Origin of the sequence: Bacillus sp. B19-2, assembly GCF_022832475.1 — a bacterium.
Classification (GTDB): Bacteria; Bacillota; Bacilli; order Bacillales; family Bacillaceae; genus Bacillus; species Bacillus paralicheniformis.
Genome location: NZ_JALHKQ010000005.1, coordinates 22,191 through 41,476 on the forward strand (window position 1 = coordinate 22,191; position 19,286 = coordinate 41,476).

Sequence of the window (19,286 nt, forward strand, 5' to 3'; positions counted from 1 at the left end):
CATCCGTTTGGCAGGATACTTACATCTAGCCGCTTCCCACACAACAAAAGGAAAACTGTGGGCATGCTGTACTATTTTCTACAAGATTATTTTGTCATTATATCAGACATCTATGAACAAGTGGTAAAAAAATGATATTCCTTTAGCATCAAACACGATAGCCTAATGGTTTTCCTATTTTATGACATTTTTCGCGCGGATCATATTTTTCCAAATTCAACCCATTGCTCTTCACCAAAAGCCAATGAAGCCGCAGGGAAAACCTCGTAAGGACCGATTGTTAAACCGGAGGGTCCACAGCCCGCCGCCGCAATCAAATCCGTTCCCTTAATATGTCCTTTTCCACCGGGCGGAAACCGGCTCTGTCTTCTCCGACTGATCCATGATGGAAAAACGGGCGTTGCAGAAAGAGCTTTTTGCATGACTTCAGGCCAAGCCTCCCGCGGTTATTCTGCAGGTGGACCGTGAGTCCGTTCCTCTTCGGCTCCTCTCGACAACCCGGGAATCGGCGAATGACACAATGTAACGGTCATGGATCAGGCAAGTTTAACACCCGGCGGCACCAGTCTTCGCTTCAACGGACAGACGGCCCCCGCTCCGGCCTCGCCTGGCCTTCACGCCCTTCATACGCCATTCGGGCTCCTTTTGATATGCGGCGCTAACGCCGACATTCCGAAACCAATGACAATCGCTTGCATGCCAATCATTCTTTTCGAAAGAAATGCTTAATGAAGCAGCCCACGGTCTCCGGAGAACAGATCCTTGTAAGAAGGCTTATCATTTTGAAATAAATGCAACTTGCTGCCATAGTGCTCAATCCACTCTTTGACGACACGCTCTGTCAGCTCTTTTCCTCTGTACGGGTGGCCGGCCTTTGCAAATGTCGCCTCGAAATCCCCCCACAGCAGTTCAACCCATGTTCTGGCTTGTGCGTAACTCAGCATATGATTTTTTTCAAGAAGCGCATTTGTCAGCTTTTCAAAGTACTCTTCCACTTGGCTTTTCCCCCTTTCCCTAAGGAAAAAACTTTCTTTTTGAAAACGTCGTCCTTTTCATATACTAACCTTACGTCTTCCGAACCGAAGACGCAAACATTATGGACTTGATTGGAGGAGCCTAAAAGAGATGCGAAATAAATCAAGAGGCTTTCCGAACATGAACAACAATAAATTTGAAGGCGAGCCCCGGGCCAAAGATGATTTTGCTTCAAAGCGCCCTGACGGAAGCACAAATACTCATCCGCAAGAAAGAATGAGGGCTTCCGGCAAACGCTAAACTTTTCTGGGATGGAGTGATTTCTTTTGTGTGCAAATCGCAAACCGTATACAAACGATTTTAACCAGATGAAAACGCAAAACTATCCGCAGCCATGGGCAAACACAAAGCATGCGCGCGCGCAGGTAAACGGAGAAACGCAGCAGACCCAGGACCTCATCATTCTCCAGCGCAACACGCGCATCCGGACAAGATAACATTTGCGAAAAGGGTTTAAGCTTTTGGCTTAGCCCTTTTCTTTTAATAAAGAAATCGGCAGAGCCTCTTCATGATCAGGTGACGAAAGACGGTATCCCCAGGCGAAGACGCCGTTTAAATAGCGGATATGAAAATCATCGCCCCCATCTTCGATTTCGTATACGTTGCCGGCTTTAAAATCTGCCGGATCAAGAAGGTAAGCTTTCGCCATCGCGATTTTTCGTTCGTGAACGGCCAGTTCATTCACAATCCCCATTTGTTCCGCTTTTCTTGCCTTTTCGGTCAGACCCGCGATTTCCTGGTGCAGTTCGTGTGCAGTCATTTCACTGTATCTTTTCTCCATATTCTCATCCCTTTTCATCTAAAAATTGATCAATCATGTCGATTGAAAAGCCTTTTCTGAACAGATGCTGTTTGACCTTCATTTTCGTTTCGTACGATCCGTCATAACCGCACCTCTTCATCGCTTTTTCCCCTTGCTTCTCAAGCGCTTCCCTTTCAGCGCTGTCGTTGTTTTCGTAATCCGTTTCCTGAAGCGCGGCCGAGATGACATCGAAGGAGAATCCCTTTCTGACAAGGTGCTGTTCGATGGCCTGTTTCGTCTCTTTGGAGGACAGCTTTTTTTCTTTTTTGAGCACTTTTTCCGCATGCTTGAGCGCGGCCTCGACCTGGTCGGAAAACGAAAACGAACTGAGCGCTTCCTGAATCAGTTCATCATCGATCCCTTTCAGTTTAAGCTCTCTGAATAAGACATCGGGGCCTTTGCCGCTCGTTTTTCTGTGGGTGCTGACATATGCAGCTGCAAATTCACGGTCGTCCAAATATTTATAACCTTTAAGCATATGCAGGATTTCTGTGATCGCAGAATCTGCGACGCCTTTTTTCTTGAGATGGTCTTTGACTTCCTTTGTCGAGCGCATCCGGTATGACAAATAATCGAGCGCTTTTTTGAACCCTTTTTTTACGTCGTCTCCGTACTGAATCTCAATGATATCAAGCTCATCAAGTTCTTTGCCTTTTCGCAGGTCAAATTTGACGAGCACGTCCAGGTCGACGCTGAACGCATACTTTTCATCCAGAAAAATATTGACCCGCTCTTCATTGTTTTTCTGGGCAGAAATCTTTGTAATATATGGCATAAATAACTCCCTTCTTTTGTTTTCTTCTTTTACAATAAGGTTAATGATCATGAAAGGGAGGAATCATGATGAAGATTGCGATTGCCGGCGGGACGGGTTTTATCGGCAGGCATTTGACAAACGCCTTAACCGCCCGGGGACATCACGTCTATATTTTAACAAGAAAACCGGCGGAAACCGAACAAAAAAACACTTCTTACGTTCTCTGGCAAAAAAACGGCGCCCGCCCTGAAACAGAGCTGACCGATATCGATGTTTGGATCAATTTAGCCGGAAAATCGCTTTTCGGCCGTTGGAATGAAAAAACGAAGGCGGAGATCGCGGCAAGCCGCCTCCGCTCCGTGCAGGAGGCGGCCCGCATCATACAAAGTCTTCGGAAGAAGCCGAACACCCTCATTCAGGCGAGCGCAGTCGGCATTTACGGAACGAGTCTTGAACAGACATTCACAGAGGAATCCCCCGTCTCAGCTGAAGATTTTTTAAGCCGAACGACAGCTTCGTGGGAGAAGGCAGCCGAACCAATCGAAGCGCTGGGCATCCGCACCGTCTGGATGCGTTTTGGCATGGTGCTTGGAAAAGACGGAGGGGCGCTCCCAAAAATAGCGCTCCCTTATCAATTGTTTGCAGGAGGACGCATCGGCTCAGGGCGGCAATGGGTTCCGTGGATTCATATCGAAGACGCCGTCGGCATGATTTTATCAGCGATTGAGCAGCCGCGGCTGTCCGGCCCTGTCAATGTTACGGCACCGAATCCCGTTCAGATGGAAACATTCGGACAAACCGTCGCAAAAGTAGAAAAGCGCCCTCACTGGCTCCCGGTTCCCGAATTTGTAATAAAAGGCGTCCTCGGAGAAATGAGCATGCTCGTGCTGAAAGGGCAGCGAGTCCTCCCGAAAAAAGCGCTTCAGAACGGCTATCGTTTCATATATCCCGAACTGGAAGATGCCCTGCAACACCTTTTGACATAAAAGGCGTTTTCCAGCGAACGCCTTGTAGCTTTTCCTTTCCCAGCTGCGTAAAATGTAAGTATCTTTTTAGCAGCATACACGTACAGGGAAGGCAAATGGTGCGCCACCAGGTCTCTGGTTTTAGTGGGTTCGATTCCCACCCCGAATTTTTTAATGGATGTGCAAGATACGCGGACAACGGTTTCCGCAAATTAAAAAATTCCGAGGGTGGATTCACGCGTCCCGTTCTTGCTGGAAAAGCCGCCCTCGAACTAAGGAGGGGCTGCCATGCTGAAGAAACGGGAACTGACCGACTGCTATGCACTTTTTGAGCTGATGATTCATCCGGATGTCTTCCCTTTTGTCAGAAATAAAGCGGAGACGATTGAAGAGTATATGTTTCATGTCAAAAACATGATCGAAGAGGAAGAACAGGGAAAGCTGATATCGCGAACGATACTTGATGAATGGGAAAACCCGGTCGGCTGCATCAGCTTGTATGAAATCGAAGATCAAAAAGGCTTCCTTGGCACATGGCTCGGCAAACCTTATCATGGAAAAGGCTTGAATCAACGGGCGAAAGACGCGTTTTTTTGCGAGCTTTTTTATGAAAAGCAAATCGAAGCCGTTTTTATGAAAATCAGAAAAACAAATATGCGCTCCCTCAAAGCAGCGGAAAAGCTCCCATATGCCGTCAAGGCTGATCTTGACTGGGCCGGCAGCGATACATTTCACCTGTATGAAATTCCGAAAGATATGTACACGCTGTACAGCATGAGAACATTCGAAGAGGAAAACCGCCAGTTAAAAGAAGCTTAAAACTTGTATAAATGCCGTTGAAACGGACAGCCTGTGAATAACTGAGGTTTTGAGGAGGCTTGAAAAGATGGCTGACAAGAAAAAACGGGAGCATTTTAAATCCTCTCTGAACAAGACGCAGGAAGTCAGATATTCGCGCGAATTTAAAAGGGCTGAGCGCGCCGCAAGGGAAAAATCGTAATGCATAGCGGGAGCCTGATCAGCGAACAATAAAGCTTGACCGGCCGATTATTGATGAGGAGTGATCATATGGGCAGAAATGCAATCCACAAAAACCGTGACAAAAACAAGCAAAAACTCCCTCAAGTTCCTGATCAGTATAAAAGAGAAGCTGACGGAGTGTACGAAGAATATTCTGCAGAACTCGCCGATCAGGATGACCGCGAAGCACAAGCCCGCATGCAGGCGGCTGATAAGCGCGCGGAAAAGCGGCAGTCAAAATAATAATCGAGGCCCGGGATTCCCGGGCCTCATTCTTTAAGTTAATTCAGTAAAAAGCTTTGCGGCCGGGGTTCTGTGCTTCGCTTCAGGAATTTCCGCAGGATATCCGAGCTGCAAGAGAGCCGCTACCCGCTCATCGCGCTCCAGTCCCATTAACCTGTGCAACGCTTCATGAGAGAGAACTTCCCCGCTTTTCCATACCATGCCGATGCCTTTTTCCCAAGCGAGAAGCTGAAGATTCTGGATCAAACAGCTGACGGCTGCAAAGTCATCCCGTCTGACCCGTTCATTTTCGTCTTCTTTCATAATTACGAAGAGAAAAGCCGGAACGCTGAGAATATGCTCTCTGAACTTATTGATTTGTTCTTCCTGCATATTCGGCTTGAGCTCTTTAAACGCCGCTTTTAAATTGTCGGCATGCTTCTTTTTCCCGCTTTCCGTCCCGATATAAATGAACCGCCACGGTTCTGTCAGCTTGTGGTTCGGCGCATAAACGGCATCTTCCAAAAGTTCCAGCACCACTTCTTTCGGCACCGGATCCTGTTTAAACTTTCGAATCGTTCTTCTATTTCTGACGCAATCGCGAATACTTTGAATTTCCAGCGTGTCTTTCATGTGGCCGCCCCCTTAAATGAAAATGATTATCATTGTTGATTATAATGTTTACCGCTGGCGTTTGCAATGATCATCACTCGTTAAAAAAGGCGGTGTCTGTTTTACACCTCAAAGCTCTGCTTTTCAGCAAATACAGCGGTTCCTGTCATACGCACTTTCATGATGCCGTTTTGTTCCGCAACTTCGATTTTCACTTTTCCGTCTTTCCCGATTTCCTGGCCCTGTTCGATCAGAAAATCAGTCCGGCTCTCTTCACAGAATTCCTTTCCGTACGTTTTCATATAAGCGCCCATCACTCCTGATGCCGTTCCTGTGACAGGATCTTCACTTGTTCCGGAGTAAGGCGATGAAAAATGCCTGCCGTGAAGCTGGCAATCCCGATGGATCGTCTCCAGGCAAAACGGGTGGACAGACGCCCGCGGCATCTCGGTTAAAATGTTGGGGAATTCAGCTTGAACGGGCTTCATCCTGCGGATTGCGGCCAAATCTCTCACCGGCACAAGCAATGTCCATATCCCTGTGCTTCCGTAAACAACGGGCAATGCTTCATGAAAGTCCGCTTCGCTGATCCCCAGCGCTTCCGCCAGTTGGCTTCTGCTTCCTGTGAAAGACTGAAAACACGGAGGCGCCTGCTCCAACGTCACAAAAAACCGCTGATTGCCGTCAGAGGCGGTATACACGGAAAGAACGCCCGCTTTTGTTTCGACCTTCAGCTGCGCCCCGGCTTCGATCGCGCCTTTTTCCAGAAGCGCATAAAGAGAAGCAACAGTCGCATGTCCGCATAGATTCATTTCATGGCCCGGCGTAAAGTAGCGGATCCTTATGTCGGCTGACTCGCTCGGCAGCAGGAAAGACGTTTCGTTATAGCCTGCCTGTTCAGCGATCTTCTGCATTTCAAGATCGGTCAACCCGTCTGCTTCAAGCACGATGCCCGCCGGGTTTCCCTGACCCGCCGTCTTTGAAAATGCGTCATATCTTAATACTTCAATTTGCTTCATTGTGATCCCCCATTTGTCGATTCGATCCTTCCCTTCCAATCATTTGCAGTATACCGCCTTTCAGTGCTTCTTACAATGGCAATCTAAAAAAGACCGTTTTAAAAAACGGCCTCACTTCGTTCTCCTTCCGATCAGCCTCGTCACAAGGATCATCGTCACCGGGAGAGATCGATTTTTCCGATAGGCTAAATATTTTCCCCGCCAAACCGGTTTATATTTTTCTTTAAAAGACCGCAGTCCGCTGAAACTGTACATGTAGCTGACATTGTTGAAAATCACGGCGGCTAATCGCTCCGTCCAGAACGACTGAAACGATGTCCCTACATTCGATAAAGGGGCCATTCCCATATTGAAGGCCGTGTAGCCCTGTTCTTTTCCCCATTGAAATAAATAGATGAACAGCGCATCCATGATTCCTTTCGGCGCTTTCTTCGAATAGCGCATCAGATCGATGGATATTTCCCCTTCGCGGTACATCGGCATGATATTCATAAACGCGACGATCTCGTCTTCTTCGCTTTTTAAAACGGCAATCGGCGCTTTCTGCAAATAACCTTCATGAAAAAACCCGAGTGAAAAGCCTTTTTCTTTTTTTCGGCCGAGCCATTCATCAGATACCTGCCTCAACTCGTTGAGGAATTCTGCCGAAAACGGAGGCTGTTCGACATGAAATGTATACCCTTCCCGTTCAAAACGGTTGTGAATCGCCCTTAATCCGGCCCGCTTTTTTCCGCTGATTGTAAAGGTGTCAAGGTCGACAATCGCCTCTTCTCCAAGCTTAAAAAAACGGTATCCGAAATCATGATAGAGCCCCATGTCTTCTCGTTCGATCTGATAGAAAATGACAAGATACCCTTTTTGGTCAGCCGTATGAAGAAATTCTTTGATTACGAGCGGAAACGAGCCTTCCAGGCCGGACGGGTCGCCGAGCACAACGAGACGCTGGCCGACTTTGGCGAATTGAATCAGTGCATTCCCGTCGCTTGAATAAAAAAACCGTTTGTCACCTAAAAAGCCCAAATGGCTCAAAGCGTTTCCGCCTTTTTCTTTTAAGAATGCCTCCAGTTTCTCCGGGTCAGGAGCTTCACCGACCTCTTTTGTTTTCCTGTTAAACGTCCAGATGAAAACAACGAAATACAGGGGAACGAAAAATAACGCAAAAAACGTCGCGAAATCGACATGGCGTTCACTGTGAATGAAATAATCTTTTACAAGGATATGGCCGAGCGCCTCCCAAATGTTTGAAGCGATAATATTGTAATTCAGCAAAGTAAAGAGAAAGATAAAAGCTCCCCATGCGATTTGCCCGAATGTGTAGACAGCCCGCTCCCTTGTAAACTGCCCCCTCAACAGGACAAACAGGGCAAACACCACAGGAATCATGAAGACCGCGCTAATATTAAAACCTTTAAAAAGCGTGAACAGAAAGGCAAGCGCCAAAGCGGTCAGCGTCATATAATAAGATCTCTTTGTCCTCCGATAAAGTTCCAGCGGCAAGATCAGCAAAATCAAGCCGAAACTGAGGGACAAGCCGTTAAAAAACACGAGCATGTACTTCGGAATATTCGGTATTAATGTAATTCTGTCAATCGGCAGCGCCACAGATGCAATCACAATCGCTCCGCTGCAAAACGCGATGACTGAAAGCGAACCGTTCAGCAGTCTGAATAACAGCGCTCTGTGTAAAATCAACAGAATATTGGTCGTTTCTATTGCCGGGGCAATAATCGGCTTTTCTTCGAGCTTCTTCATCGTATTCCCAGTCAAATCAGCTGCTGCAAAAATAAGGCCGAACACAAAAGGGATAAACGAATAAGCAATCCTGTAAAGCACAATCGCCGTCAGAGTGATTTCCTGATCAACCCCAAGCTTGCTCATCCCCACCAAAAAAAGCAGATCGAACGAACCGAATCCGCCGGGAACGAGACTGATCATTCCGGCTACAGATGCAATTGTAAAAACGCCGAGAACGGTTTTCGCGTCTAATTCGACACCCATCGTTACAAGGGAATAATACATGACCGCTGCAGCGGCAAACCACTCGATCACAGATGCACCCAAATAAGAAAAGAAGACCGAAAGCCGCATGCCTTTTTCGGCTCCTGCGCTTCTCTTCTTTTTGATCATTAAAATGACGGCCGCGCCGGGAGCGATTATCGCCGTACCGGTAACAGCCAGCAGCACCCACGTTTTTTCTGTAAACAGATCCCCGGCAGGCAGAATCCCGGCAAGGACGAGAAGGCTGAGGACAGACAGTCCGAGAAGAATCGAAGACGCAAGCCAAGCGATCCCCCTGATCAGCTTCTTCACATCATCAACATGCTCTTTGTAAAGGATCGTTCTCAATCCTGCACCGGACAATCCGCCGAATCCGAGAACATTGTTAAGCGAGTTGGCGATCCAGGACACCTTGATCGTCTTCCATTTCGAAACCTTCATTCCGAGGGAGCGAACCAGAACAAAATCGTATAATGTCATCGCCAAAATGGCGGCAAGTCCGAGAAAAACAAGGATAAACAGGTCAATCCGATTAATTTGATCGATAATCAAAAATGTTGCTTTAAAAGACAGCCCGGCCAGTTCTTTTTTCGCTTGAAAAAAGACAAACAAAAGAACAGCCGCCGGAATTACAATCCTTAAAATCGCCAGCGCATTTTTTTTCATGAAAAACCACTTCTCTCTAATCACAGGATAAATCCATCACATTTTGATAACTCATATATCTTACCTTAATTTACCGGCTAGAAAAAGCAAAAACCAACGATTCTGCTGTTATGTTAGTGTTAACCATCCCCTCTGAAAACAAACGGTAAACAAAATCGCAAAACAGCTTTTTGTTTTGGGATTTTGTCATCCCTTCAGCGTAGTTGAAAACCCTTGCAGTCTAGGAAGGCCGAGCATCGGAGCGCAGCGAATGTTGGAATTCGTGAGCACCGACGCGCAGGCCTGACAACGAATGCGAGGGTTTGGCGACACGCTGAAAAAACGCGCAGCGGCGCGTTTTTTTCAGTTCCAACCCATTCTTTTTCGAAGCTCTGTAATATGGGCAATATGATGATGTGAGTGCCACACATAGAGAGCGAGCGCTTGATACAGCTTCATTTTCTCTCCTGTGTCCGGATAAACGTACGCTTTTTCAAAATCCTCCTCTGTTAAAGATTCAAAAAAAGCGGTCCAGCGCAGATGCAGCGTGTTCAAAAGCGCGAGCGACAAATCCGGATCGAGCGTTCTGGCATCGGTAAGTCCGGCCCAATTCTGTTCGTCAAACGTGCGGATCAAAGGCGACTCCTCTGTCATCGCCAATTTGCTTCGAATATAGCCGTTCATATGGCTGTCGGCGAGATGGTGAACGACTTGCCGGACAGTCCAGCCTCCGGTTCGGTACGGCGTATCAAGCTGTTCTTCATTTAGTCCCGCCACCGCGCTTCTCAGGAGATGCGGCGCTTGCTTCAGATCCCCGATCCATTTCTCCCGTTCCTTTTCGTCCGCTTCAAGCGGTTTGGAAAAGGCGCCGATCGGATATTTCAACTGATCCATTGTCTGTTCCTCCCTTAGTCGCAATACACTTCCTCATGCTTTCCAAAAAGGTATTCGATCTGTTCATACGTATTCCTTGCTTCCGATAATTCAGGAAGATTCTCCAATGGGAAAAACCCCAGGTTTTGCGTTTCCATCCCCGCTTCCGCCTTGCCTCCGACAATCTGACAGGCGATAAACAGCTTATAGATGTGGAAGGCGGAAGGAGGGTGGTTGTGGCGCATTTTATCCATGACCGCCAAAAGTTTGTGCGCCTTGACTTTCAAACCTGTCTCTTCAAGCGTTTCTTTAACCGCGATTTCTTTCGGCGTAAAGCCGATGTCTGCCCATCCGCCTGGCAGCGCCCATTTACCGTCTGCTTTTTCCTGGACAAGGAGGAGTTTATGATCTTTAAAAATCACGGCTCTTACATCGACTTTAGGCGTTTGATAGCCCGATTCTCCGGCAAAAAGCTCTTTCACTTTTGAGAAATCGGCTTCCGCATAATCGGCGATGATTTCGCAGCTCAGCTCGCGAAGCCGCTCAAAACGTTCACGATCAAAGTCATCTTTTGTATAGGCCAGCCCCGCCTGGGCGATGGCTTGAATTTCCTTTGCCCAATCCAGCCATTTCAGATCCTTTGTCATTCGCTGATCCCCCGATCTGCAGGAGCAATAGACCGGTAGACACGGTCAAGCCATTGCGTTCGTTTTTCTTCAGAGCTGTCTTTTACACCGGCAAACAGCAGGCGCTTTACCCGCCGTACGCCGAAAAACTTCAACATCACATCTTTAACCGTCACCCAGTCGGCATCCCGCCGCCAAAACCGCAAATACCACGACGGAGCGTCAGCCGTGTAGTAAACCGTTGCCGTGCGCGCCTTCAGCAGGCCTTTTGGCAGCTTTCCTTGATATGTATAAGCTTCTCCGGCGGCAAAAACGCGGTCAATAAATCCTTTCATGATCGCCGGCATCCCGCCCCACCAAAGCGGATAAATGAAAATCAGATGGTCGGCGTTTTTGACACTTCTTCGATATTCGGCGGTTTCCGGGTCGCGCTTCATATCAGAACGCCTTTTCTTTTCATCAAATAAAAGAACGGGATCAAACCGGTCTTTGTACAAATCGATGTCCTCAAGCGCCTTTATGACTTGATTTAAAATGGCCCCGTTGAAACTGTTTGGATTTGGGTGTGCATATAGAACGGCAGTCTGCATATCGCTTCCTCCTTTTCGTCCTTTGATGGAATTATATTGTTTATTTTGCAGAATTTAAAGAAAATGAACTTGGAGCACATATGATAGAAAAACCCTTTCCTTTTGTAAAAAAACGGAGACAGGCGGATGTTTCGCCTTGCCAGTCAGGCTTTTTGCCATCAACCTTCACCCCTGTTTCATTTCCAATTTTTCAAATTCATGTTAGCACAGCTGCTGCCCCTGAATCTTTGTTATTGATGTCTGCTTATTCTCATTCTTTGCTGTTGTTGTCCTTTGATTGAATGGCATAAAAAAAAGGCGAAACTAAAGTTTCACCTTAGTTTCGCCTTTTCAAGCAGTCAACCTGATATCAATGCCTGAAGCCGGGTCTTGAACAAACCATGCGTTTTCTTGATGCTCAACGGCATAACCTGAGCTTTTCAGTTTTTTTACGATTCGGTCCAGTTCCGCCTGACTCGGGAGAAGAACCGTGTAATACGCCATGCCTGCCGCATCACGTGGAGCAAATGGCGCATGTTGTCCGGCCCAGATGTTTAAGCCGATATGGTGATGGTAGCCTCCGGCAGAGACGAAAAGCGCTGACATGTGCTGATAATCTCCCGTGATATCAAATCCCAGCACAGCGTGGTAAAATTCTTTCGCCTGCTTCAAATCTCTGACGTGAAAATGGACGTGTCCGATTTTTGTTTCAGGGGGAAGACCTTGCCATTCGTGGCCATCGGCTTCTTCAAGAAGACCTTGGACATCAACCGGTTCCGTGCCCATCACGTAGTTCCCCTGTTCATCACGCTTCCATCCCTCGCGCGGGCGGTCCCGGTAGATTTCAATTCCGTTTTGATCAGGATCTGACAAGTAAAGCGCCTCGCTGACAAGGTGATCTCCCTGGCCGAGTTCGATACCTGAGCGGAGCAAATGCTTTATAGCCATGCCGAGCTGCTTTCGATTTGGAAGCAAAATGGCAAAATGATAAAGGCCTGCTGCCGATCTTTCAGGCAGCACAACAGCATTTGGAATCTCTTCAATGATCAGAAGCGGATTTTTCCCGTCAACTGTGAACTCCACCGTTTTGCCGTCCCGTTTTAATACTTGAAAACCGATCACATCCCTGTAAAAAGAAACCGATCTTTCAAGACGGCTCACCTTCAGCTTGACATATCCGAGCTCAGTGCCCGGGTAAATTTGCTGCGTCATCTGTTTTTCCTTCTTTCCTTGATTTCAGGATCACTTCCCCAAGGGACAGCATGCTGCTTCCACTCAAGGCCAAGTATACAGACATGGCAAGAAGCGCTACATCAAATTCATAGCCTGCGCCTCCATCCGTTCCCATGAAACCGGCGGAGAGCTTAACAGTGAAAATGGCCCCCAGCATGACAATCGCAAATAAAAGGCCAATCACACGCGTACCGAGCCCGAGAATCATTAAAGCCCCTCCGGCCAATTCGATGATCGCTACGATATAGGCGAGAAAGCCTGGAATTCCGACACTGCTGAAAAATCCGACAGTGTTTTCAATCCCGCCTTGAAATTTTGAAAGCCCGTGAAGCAAAAATGTAAGACCGGTAACCAAACGTAAAATAAATGCACCTAATTCGTATTTGTTGTTCATTATTTTCTCCTCTTGTTTATTTTTTATTTAAGAGACCAATGACGTACGCCAACTTTACCCATCTATCAACATATCATCCGCATCAGAAGTCTGCAGTGTCCTCCTTTTTTCGTTCGTTACTTACTTTGTGTAAGTTAGTATATATAAATAACGAACTTACGTCAAGACATTTTATGAGCTTTGCTCATTCATTAATATACCGTTATAATAGACCTAGAGAGGTGAGGAATATGAGCCTATCATCTTTATGTCCGAAATTCGAAAAAGGAATGAAAATGATAAGTCAGCGCTGGAACGGATTCATCATTCACCAGCTTCTTAACGGCCCGCAGCGGTTTTGCCATATAGAATCTTCCCTTCCCATCAGCGGAAGGCTTTTATCCGAAAGATTAAAAGAACTCGAACACGAGGGCATCATCCACCGGCACGTGTATCCGGAAACTCCGGTGCGGATCGAGTACTCCCTGACTGAAAAAGGACAGGCGCTCGAATCGGTCCTTAAAGGAATGGAAAAATGGTCGCAGGAATGGATCGATCTGGACGACGCCAATGAACGGGAAAATCATTAAAAAAGGCGTGCATCTCAGGTGCATCGCCTTTTTGTTTTGCCGTTTTATTCCGCATATTTTTCAGTTCCCCGCCTTTTTAATGCTTTCCTGAACATCAATTTTTAATCCTCATATATTAAATAGGGAAAGATTACATCCTGAGAGGAGAAAGAAATGCGGAGATGCTTGAAAATATTAGTTCTGATTAAAACGTTTTGGAAGACCATGCCCAAACATGAAGTAAAGTATAAAATGATGAAATCGATGGAGGAGTTTGCCGAAGTCATGTACTGGCATACAGACGGCTATCTTCCGGATATATTGGACAAAATCCAATTTCGCCCTGATTTCATTTTCCACTACGACATTGCCTACGGCTTCTCACTATCCCCAAACATAAGGGGGCTCAAGGATACAAACATCCCCACCGGCGCGTTTGTGATCGATTCTCATTTTAATAAACATATCAGAAGCAGTTATTTCGAAGAAAACCAAATTGATTTAATTTTTTCAGTGACAAAAGAGCATTTTTTAAATGAATATCCCCAGTACGAAGAAAAATTCAGATGGGTCCCGTGGGCAGTTGATCCAGAAATATTCAAGGACTGGAAGTTGAAAAAAACGATAGACTATTTGCTCATGGGGCTCGTGCATGAAGGAAACAAAAGATACCCTCCAAAAGGAAAGTACCATTTTAGGGAAGCTGTACTGCAGACCATGAAGCATGAAGAAGGGTTTGTTCACCACCCCCATCCCGGCAATGTCATAACTGATGAAGAAGAAATCAAGCAGGCTTTTTTGAATGAAAAGTATGCCCAGGAACTGAACAGGGCCAAGATATTTTTCACGTGCGGAAGCACCCTTCGCTACCCGTTGTTAAAATTTTTTGAAGCTCCTGCCTGCAGAACGCTGTTGCTGGCGGAACCAAATCAAGATATTTACGATCTTGGTTTTAAAGACGGCACCCATTTCATTGCTTGTGAAGTTGAAGACTTTTATGACAAAGCAAAATACTATCTTCAAAACGAAAAAGAAAGGCAGCGTATCACAGACAACGGCTACCGTCTCGTTCATTCGCGGCATACCTATCGTGCGCGCGCACAAGAAATAGCAGACGCGATAATAGATTTTTTAGAGCAGCGGAAACGGTGATGAATGGATCCATTTTTCTTATCCGGCGGGATTGTTCCCGCACGCATTTTCTTTTCGGACATATATTTCTATTACTGATGATTTAAAAGATTTCGAGGTGAAAAACATGGGAACGGAAATGCCCGCTGAGTTTTATGATCAATTTATTGACCGACATCTGATTCCGCTTGAAAAAAGCCCTTGGAAAAAGGTGTATGAAGAAGCTGCACGTCTATTGCCGGAGTCCAAAGATGAAACGATTGTTGATATTGGCTGCGGCACAGGGAGATTCGCAAAGCTTTTATATGACAAAGGATACAGAAAATATTTAGGCATCGATTTTTCCAAAGGAATGCTTGAAGAAGCCAAAAGGTATAATCCCTCGTTTACTTTCATCGAAGGGAATGTATATGACGAGGCGATCGTCCGGATGCTGCAAAAATACAATGTTTTTGTTTTGCTGGAAGTATTAGAGCATATCGAGAAAGACAAGGCGTTTTTATCAAGTCTTCCTCAAGGGAGCGATATGGTGATTTCTGTGCCTAACTATGATTCTCGCGCCCATGTCCGCCACTTCAAACATATTGACGAAGTCATCGAAAGATACGACGGCATACTGGATTTTCAGGGCAGCGAAAAAGTCGTCATTAAAACATCTGAACAGCTGAAGAATGAAATTTACGTGCTGAACTGCAAAAAAAGATAATAAACGGGAATTGGCATGCAGCGAGCTAATGCGGATAACCTGTGAAGCGTTAGCTTGTCTCTGCATCAAAAGAGCACCCCCCAATCGTACATGCAAGTCTCCGCAACTTGCATTTGTCGTTTCAGGAGATGCTATTTTCCCCGGCACAATTATGATTGATCCAGTAGCTTCTCAACCCTTTCACGTACTTGCGGAACAGAAAGACCGATGATAATTTGCAAGGCTTTTCCGTTTCTGACGACACCGTGAACGCCAAAGGTCTTAAACGTACTGTCCGGCTCCACTTTCGATTCGTCATACACGCTGACTCTCAGTCTTGTCGCACAATTCGTCACTTCAGCTATGTTTTCTTTTCCGCCGAGCGCTTTGATGCAAAGAACCGCCTGATCGGTTTCATCCATTTCTTGCGCCGCTGAAACCTCTTTTTCGGACTCTTTTTTCGCCTTGTAATCTTTTTTCGAATAAAATTTAGTCTCCTGCTGCTGGTCTTTTTCACGCCCCGGTGTGGCAATATCCAATTTTACAATCAAGTACCTGAATACGAAGAAGTAAATGGCGGTGAAAGACAAGCCGATCAAAATTTGAAAAATATAAGTGCTGCCATGCTGATGAAACAGAGGGATCCAGTTGAGCGTTAAAATCTCGATTAAACCGCCGCCCATATTTCCGACCACCCCTGCAGCATACATCAAGGTTGCCATCGTCGCGGCCAATAGACTGTGTACGAAAAACAGCAGCGGCGAAATGAACAAAAACGTAAATTCGATCGGTTCCGTGATCCCCGCAATCACCGCTGTCAGCGTGATCGGAATCAGCAGACCGGCAACGATTTTCTTCTTTTCTTTTTTGGCTGTTACATAGATTGCGAGCGCGATCCCCAGAATTCCGAAGATTTTAGAGTTTCCGTGGAGCGCGAATCCCCCTTGAGGAAAGAGCTCTTTCAACGGCTCAGAGCTTGCCGAGAACTCGCTGAGATGCTGCGCCCAATAGGTGACAATTCCGCCTTCAACTACGGCCGGACCGAAAACAAATGGCGTGTAGATGAAGTGATGCAGGCCTGTAGGGATCAAAATTCTTTCCAAAAATGTGTAAACCCATACACCGAAGGCTCCTGAGGCGACAAGGAAGCTTTGCAGCGACGCAATGCCGCCCTGCACCATCGGCCAAATCCACGCGGTCGCAAGCGCTACCGGAAGCATGATCGCGAATGAAATGATAACGACGAATGAAGAGCCTTGAAATATTCCTAAAAAATCGGGCAGCTTCTTATCAAAGTAGCGGTTGTGGATATACACGACAATCGATGAAATCAGAATCGCCCCGATAATGTTCGTATCAAGGGTTTTGATGCCGGCGATTTCCGCAAGCCCGCTTGTTCCTCCGGCTTCCTGAGTCATATCAACACCGAAAACATCTCCCCATACAGTCAAAATGGCACTGACAAAATAATTGAAGGTCAGATAGGTAGTAAGCGCTTCCAAACATGCCCGCGCCTGCGCTTTTTTCGCCAGTGCGATCGGAATTCCGACCGCAAACAAGAGCGGCATTTGCCTGAAGACAGTCCAGCCTCCTTCCTCAAGGATATACCAGAATTGATACCAAAAGGTGTCCTGACGGGCAAGCGCTCCCATCAGCTGCTCATTTTTAAATAATGTGCTGAGGCCCACGACGATCCCGGCAAAGGCAAATAGCAAAACCGGCACAAACATGGCGCTTCCGAATCGCTGTACTTTTTGCATCAATGTGAATCCCCTCCTGTTATTCCTGATTTTTCTTTTCTTCAGCATAGTCGACATAGCTGCGAAACAGCGCTTCCCCAACGAGAAAAAAGGGCGCAAAAGCAGTCAGCTCTGTTTTTGGATAAACCGTCACCGTCTGGCTCGGCGCATAGAGATTGTAAGGAGTGAGCTGGGCGAGCAGATTATTTTTCAAATTCGTCAAAGAGATAAAAGGAATGCCTTTTGCCGACAGAGACTGTGCCTGCGGAATCAGCGACGGGGTTTCTCCTGACAGCGAAATGATGATGATCAGATCGGCCGGGCTAAAATCAGGAAACATGAGGTCGAAATCGATTTGATCTTTGATCACCGTCAAATAACGGTGCTGAGAAACAAACATTCGCTGCAGCTCATAAGCGCACGTCGTCTGAGCCGTACCTGAACCATAGACAAAAATGCGGTCTGCTTCGTCAATGAGCTGACACATCTTGCGCAAATCCGTATTTTTCAAATACTTCATGCTCGCTTCCATATCCCTCATGAGGCTTTCAAAGGAACGGCAATCTTCCCGCTCTTCTTCCCGTTTCTCAGCCTCCCATTTCAGAAACACCCTGAACTCGCTGTACCCGCTGAAATCCAATTTTTGAGAAAGTCTTAAAATCGATGTGCGGGACACGTTGCATTTCTTTGCTAATTCGTTGATGCCCAGCTTGTAGCAAGTATCTTGATGGTTCAAAATATATTTCAAAACATGAAAGTCGTTTTCGTTCAATTTTTTATAATGCTTGTTCATTAATTCTTCCAACTGCATCATTTTCACCCCATTTATTCTCTGTCTCTATTATATAAAATACGAGAATAAATGGGGGGATATGCCTGGGCTGACGGTATGGCTCAGGAGCCCAGGCGCTTTCATCCTTAAAGCGACGGCTGAAGATGTTCCGCGGAGAGCTCCGGCCAATATGCTTTGTTCGCTTCAATCAGATCATCGAGAATCAGTTTGGCTGTTCTTGCATTCGGCACGGTTCGCGACAAAATCAGTGCCTGCCAAAGCTTTTGATACGATTTTTCAATCCAGGCTTCAACGACAAGCTTTTCAACAGACACCTGCTGTTCCATCAGCCCTTTTTGGAACTGCGGTATCTTGCCGATTGTGATCGGCTCCGGACCATTTTTGCCGACAATGCAAGGCACCTCAACCATCGCCGATGAATCGAAGTTTTGGATCGCTCCGTTATTTTCAACGATTAAAAGCATCCGTTCACCGGTATTAAAAGCAAGGGCGCGCGCAAGGTCGACAATATATGAAGCATGATCATCAATTTTGATTTTGCTGCCGGCGCTGGATTGGGCTTTTGCGATTTTTTCACACTCGCCGAAAATGAATTTTTCCCGCCCTTCCATTACTTCATTCGCCCGCGTGAATTCAGGGTTTGATTTTTTCACCATGTCATCGGGATAAAAATAATATTGCAAATACGTATTTGGAAGCGTCTCAGGATCGAGTTCATATACTTCCCGCGCTTTTTTGAACGTGTCGTTCCAGCTGGCCTCAGCCTTTTCATGTTCATGTTCAGGAATATAGCCGAACTTCCCGACGTGCTCCTTGATCGCCGGCATCAGATCATTGCCGTTTTTATCACAAATTGACGTCCACCAGCCAAAATGATTAAGACCGTAATAACGGACGACCATCTCTTTCCGTGATGACAGCCCGAGAATTTGAGCCATCCTGTCTTCGATACCGATCGGCATATCGCAAATGTTCAGCACTTTTGATGTCGGCCGCAGCCTTCTCGTCGCTTCGGCAACGATTGCAGCCGGGTTTGAATAGTTCAGCATCCACGCATCAGGTGAATAAGTTTCCATATAATCAATGAGCTCAAGGACGCCGCCAATCGACCTCATTCCGTACGCAATCCCTCCGGGTCCGCACGTCTCCTGGCCGACGACTCCGTATTTCAGAGGGATCTTTTCATCGAGCTCGCGCATTGCATATTTGCCGACTCTGATATGAGCCATGACAAAATCAACATCGGAAAACGCCTCTTCCGGATCGGTTGTCGCTAAAAATTGAATGTGCGGAGCCCTTTCTCGAACCAACACTTCACAGGCGCCGGCTATCTTGTCTTGCCGCTCCCCATCATTGTCATACAATTTCAGCTGTCGGATCGGGAAATCATCCAAATTGTCCAAGAGCATCAATACAATCCCCGGGGTAAATGTGCTTCCTCCGCCTGCAATGACAATCGAATACGTTTTATCCATTTTTAAAGCCCCCTTATAAGCGTTTACAATTTACTTATATCATGCTGAAGGAGCGGTTCCAACTGGTTCGGCAAAGACAGTTCCTATACTCGCGTTCTGTTTATTTTCCCGAAAAACGGGAACTTTCCCGGCCGTTTCATGTCGT

24 protein-coding genes are annotated in these 19,286 nt (G+C 46.6%); 9 read left to right on the forward strand and 15 right to left on the reverse strand.

What is annotated here, in order from left to right; translation table 11 throughout:
* Positions 1 to 200: 200 nt before the first annotated feature.
* A complete protein-coding gene (locus tag MST20_RS17890; protein WP_243943923.1) occupies positions 201 to 422 on the reverse strand; it encodes a hypothetical protein in 222 nt (73 codons plus the stop codon).
* A 303-nt stretch (positions 423 to 725) separates the two neighbouring features.
* Positions 726 to 995 carry a YfhJ family protein gene (locus tag MST20_RS17895; protein ID WP_145652976.1) on the reverse strand — a complete coding sequence of 90 codons (270 nt, stop codon included), beginning with the start codon at positions 993 to 995 and terminating at the stop codon, positions 726 to 728.
* A gap of 130 nt (positions 996 to 1,125) precedes the next feature.
* Between MST20_RS17895 and MST20_RS17900 the strand changes: the two genes are divergently transcribed.
* Together MST20_RS17900 and MST20_RS17905 are read left to right on the forward strand one after the other, a co-directional pair.
* On the forward strand, positions 1,126 to 1,275 hold the full coding sequence (locus MST20_RS17900; RefSeq protein WP_003179924.1) for a small, acid-soluble spore protein K: 150 nt from the start codon (positions 1,126 to 1,128) through the stop codon (positions 1,273 to 1,275).
* Positions 1,276 to 1,301: 26 nt separating this feature from the next.
* A complete protein-coding gene (locus MST20_RS17905; RefSeq protein WP_003179922.1) occupies positions 1,302 to 1,472 on the forward strand; it encodes a YpzG family protein in 171 nt (56 codons plus the stop codon).
* Between the two features lie 29 nt (positions 1,473 to 1,501).
* Here the strand turns inward: MST20_RS17905 and MST20_RS17910 are convergent, their stop codons facing one another.
* Positions 1,502 to 1,816, reverse strand: a complete 315-nt coding sequence (locus MST20_RS17910; protein ID WP_003179919.1) for a YfhH family protein — start codon at positions 1,814 to 1,816, stop codon at positions 1,502 to 1,504.
* Positions 1,817 to 1,820: 4 nt separating this feature from the next.
* Entirely contained in the window at positions 1,821 to 2,612 is a 792-nt protein-coding gene (recX, locus tag MST20_RS17915; protein ID WP_243943925.1) for a recombination regulator RecX, read from the reverse strand.
* 68 nt (positions 2,613 to 2,680) lie between these two features.
* Between recX and MST20_RS17920 the strand changes: the two genes are divergently transcribed.
* The 4 genes from MST20_RS17920 to MST20_RS17935 all read left to right on the forward strand — a co-directional run bounded on the left by MST20_RS17920 (position 2,681) and on the right by MST20_RS17935 (position 4,822).
* Complete coding sequence (locus MST20_RS17920; protein WP_243943927.1) at positions 2,681 to 3,580, forward strand: TIGR01777 family oxidoreductase; 900 nt, start codon at positions 2,681 to 2,683, stop codon at positions 3,578 to 3,580.
* Between the two features lie 267 nt (positions 3,581 to 3,847).
* Positions 3,848 to 4,378: a GNAT family N-acetyltransferase gene (locus MST20_RS17925; protein ID WP_243943929.1), complete on the forward strand. Its 531-nt coding sequence runs from the start codon at positions 3,848 to 3,850 to the stop codon at positions 4,376 to 4,378.
* Positions 4,379 to 4,445: 67 nt separating this feature from the next.
* Positions 4,446 to 4,559, forward strand: a complete 114-nt coding sequence (locus MST20_RS17930; protein ID WP_023856002.1) for a YfhE family protein — start codon at positions 4,446 to 4,448, stop codon at positions 4,557 to 4,559.
* A 68-nt stretch (positions 4,560 to 4,627) separates the two neighbouring features.
* A complete protein-coding gene (locus tag MST20_RS17935; protein ID WP_020450618.1) occupies positions 4,628 to 4,822 on the forward strand; it encodes a YfhD family protein in 195 nt (64 codons plus the stop codon).
* Between the two features lie 33 nt (positions 4,823 to 4,855).
* Here the strand turns inward: MST20_RS17935 and MST20_RS17940 are convergent, their stop codons facing one another.
* From MST20_RS17940 to MST20_RS17975, 8 genes are all read right to left on the reverse strand, one after another.
* Complete coding sequence (locus tag MST20_RS17940; protein WP_243943931.1) at positions 4,856 to 5,434, reverse strand: nitroreductase family protein; 579 nt, start codon at positions 5,432 to 5,434, stop codon at positions 4,856 to 4,858.
* 101 nt (positions 5,435 to 5,535) lie between these two features.
* Positions 5,536 to 6,432 (reverse strand): PhzF family phenazine biosynthesis isomerase, encoded by an 897-nt coding sequence (locus MST20_RS17945; protein WP_243943933.1) that lies wholly within the window; start codon positions 6,430 to 6,432, stop codon positions 5,536 to 5,538.
* A gap of 111 nt (positions 6,433 to 6,543) precedes the next feature.
* Positions 6,544 to 9,096, reverse strand: a complete 2,553-nt coding sequence (gene mprF / locus MST20_RS17950; protein ID WP_243943935.1) for a bifunctional lysylphosphatidylglycerol flippase/synthetase MprF — start codon at positions 9,094 to 9,096, stop codon at positions 6,544 to 6,546.
* A gap of 342 nt (positions 9,097 to 9,438) precedes the next feature.
* The gene (locus MST20_RS17955) at positions 9,439 to 9,969 is read right to left on the reverse strand and encodes a YfiT family bacillithiol transferase (RefSeq protein ID WP_212109956.1); all 531 of its coding nucleotides are present in this window, start codon (positions 9,967 to 9,969) and stop codon (positions 9,439 to 9,441) included.
* 14 nt (positions 9,970 to 9,983) lie between these two features.
* A complete protein-coding gene (locus MST20_RS17960; RefSeq protein WP_065644613.1) occupies positions 9,984 to 10,595 on the reverse strand; it encodes an NUDIX hydrolase in 612 nt (203 codons plus the stop codon).
* Positions 10,592 to 11,164 carry an NAD(P)H-dependent oxidoreductase gene (locus MST20_RS17965; RefSeq protein WP_243943937.1) on the reverse strand — a complete coding sequence of 191 codons (573 nt, stop codon included), beginning with the start codon at positions 11,162 to 11,164 and terminating at the stop codon, positions 10,592 to 10,594. The genes MST20_RS17960 and MST20_RS17965 overlap by 4 nt, the downstream gene beginning before the upstream one ends.
* Positions 11,165 to 11,494: 330 nt before the next feature.
* Positions 11,495 to 12,355: a VOC family protein gene (locus MST20_RS17970; RefSeq protein WP_243943939.1), complete on the reverse strand. Its 861-nt coding sequence runs from the start codon at positions 12,353 to 12,355 to the stop codon at positions 11,495 to 11,497.
* Positions 12,327 to 12,770 (reverse strand): DoxX family protein, encoded by a 444-nt coding sequence (locus MST20_RS17975; RefSeq protein WP_243943941.1) that lies wholly within the window; start codon positions 12,768 to 12,770, stop codon positions 12,327 to 12,329. Before MST20_RS17975 ends, MST20_RS17970 begins: the two co-directional genes overlap by 29 nt.
* Before the next feature lie 230 nt (positions 12,771 to 13,000).
* Here MST20_RS17975 and MST20_RS17980 point away from each other — a divergent pair, with 230 nt between their 5' ends.
* The 3 genes from MST20_RS17980 (at position 13,001) to MST20_RS17990 (ending at position 15,155) form a co-directional block, all read left to right on the forward strand.
* Positions 13,001 to 13,339 carry a winged helix-turn-helix transcriptional regulator gene (locus MST20_RS17980; protein ID WP_145652948.1) on the forward strand — a complete coding sequence of 113 codons (339 nt, stop codon included), beginning with the start codon at positions 13,001 to 13,003 and terminating at the stop codon, positions 13,337 to 13,339.
* A 153-nt stretch (positions 13,340 to 13,492) separates the two neighbouring features.
* On the forward strand, positions 13,493 to 14,470 hold the full coding sequence (locus tag MST20_RS17985; protein WP_243943943.1) for a glycosyltransferase family protein: 978 nt from the start codon (positions 13,493 to 13,495) through the stop codon (positions 14,468 to 14,470).
* A 106-nt stretch (positions 14,471 to 14,576) separates the two neighbouring features.
* Positions 14,577 to 15,155, forward strand: a complete 579-nt coding sequence (locus MST20_RS17990) for a class I SAM-dependent methyltransferase (protein WP_026580631.1) — start codon at positions 14,577 to 14,579, stop codon at positions 15,153 to 15,155.
* A 149-nt stretch (positions 15,156 to 15,304) separates the two neighbouring features.
* Here MST20_RS17990 and MST20_RS17995 read toward each other — a convergent pair whose 3' ends face one another.
* The 3 genes from MST20_RS17995 to glvA all read right to left on the reverse strand — a co-directional run bounded on the left by MST20_RS17995 (position 15,305) and on the right by glvA (position 19,141).
* Positions 15,305 to 16,897: an alpha-glucoside-specific PTS transporter subunit IIBC gene (locus MST20_RS17995; protein WP_243943944.1), complete on the reverse strand. Its 1,593-nt coding sequence runs from the start codon at positions 16,895 to 16,897 to the stop codon at positions 15,305 to 15,307.
* Positions 16,898 to 16,913: 16 nt separating this feature from the next.
* A complete protein-coding gene (locus MST20_RS18000; protein ID WP_065644606.1) occupies positions 16,914 to 17,684 on the reverse strand; it encodes a MurR/RpiR family transcriptional regulator in 771 nt (256 codons plus the stop codon).
* Positions 17,685 to 17,791: 107 nt separating this feature from the next.
* A complete protein-coding gene (gene glvA, locus MST20_RS18005) occupies positions 17,792 to 19,141 on the reverse strand; it encodes a maltose-6'-phosphate glucosidase (protein WP_020450600.1) in 1,350 nt (449 codons plus the stop codon).
* Between the last annotated feature and the right edge of the window lie 145 nt (positions 19,142 to 19,286).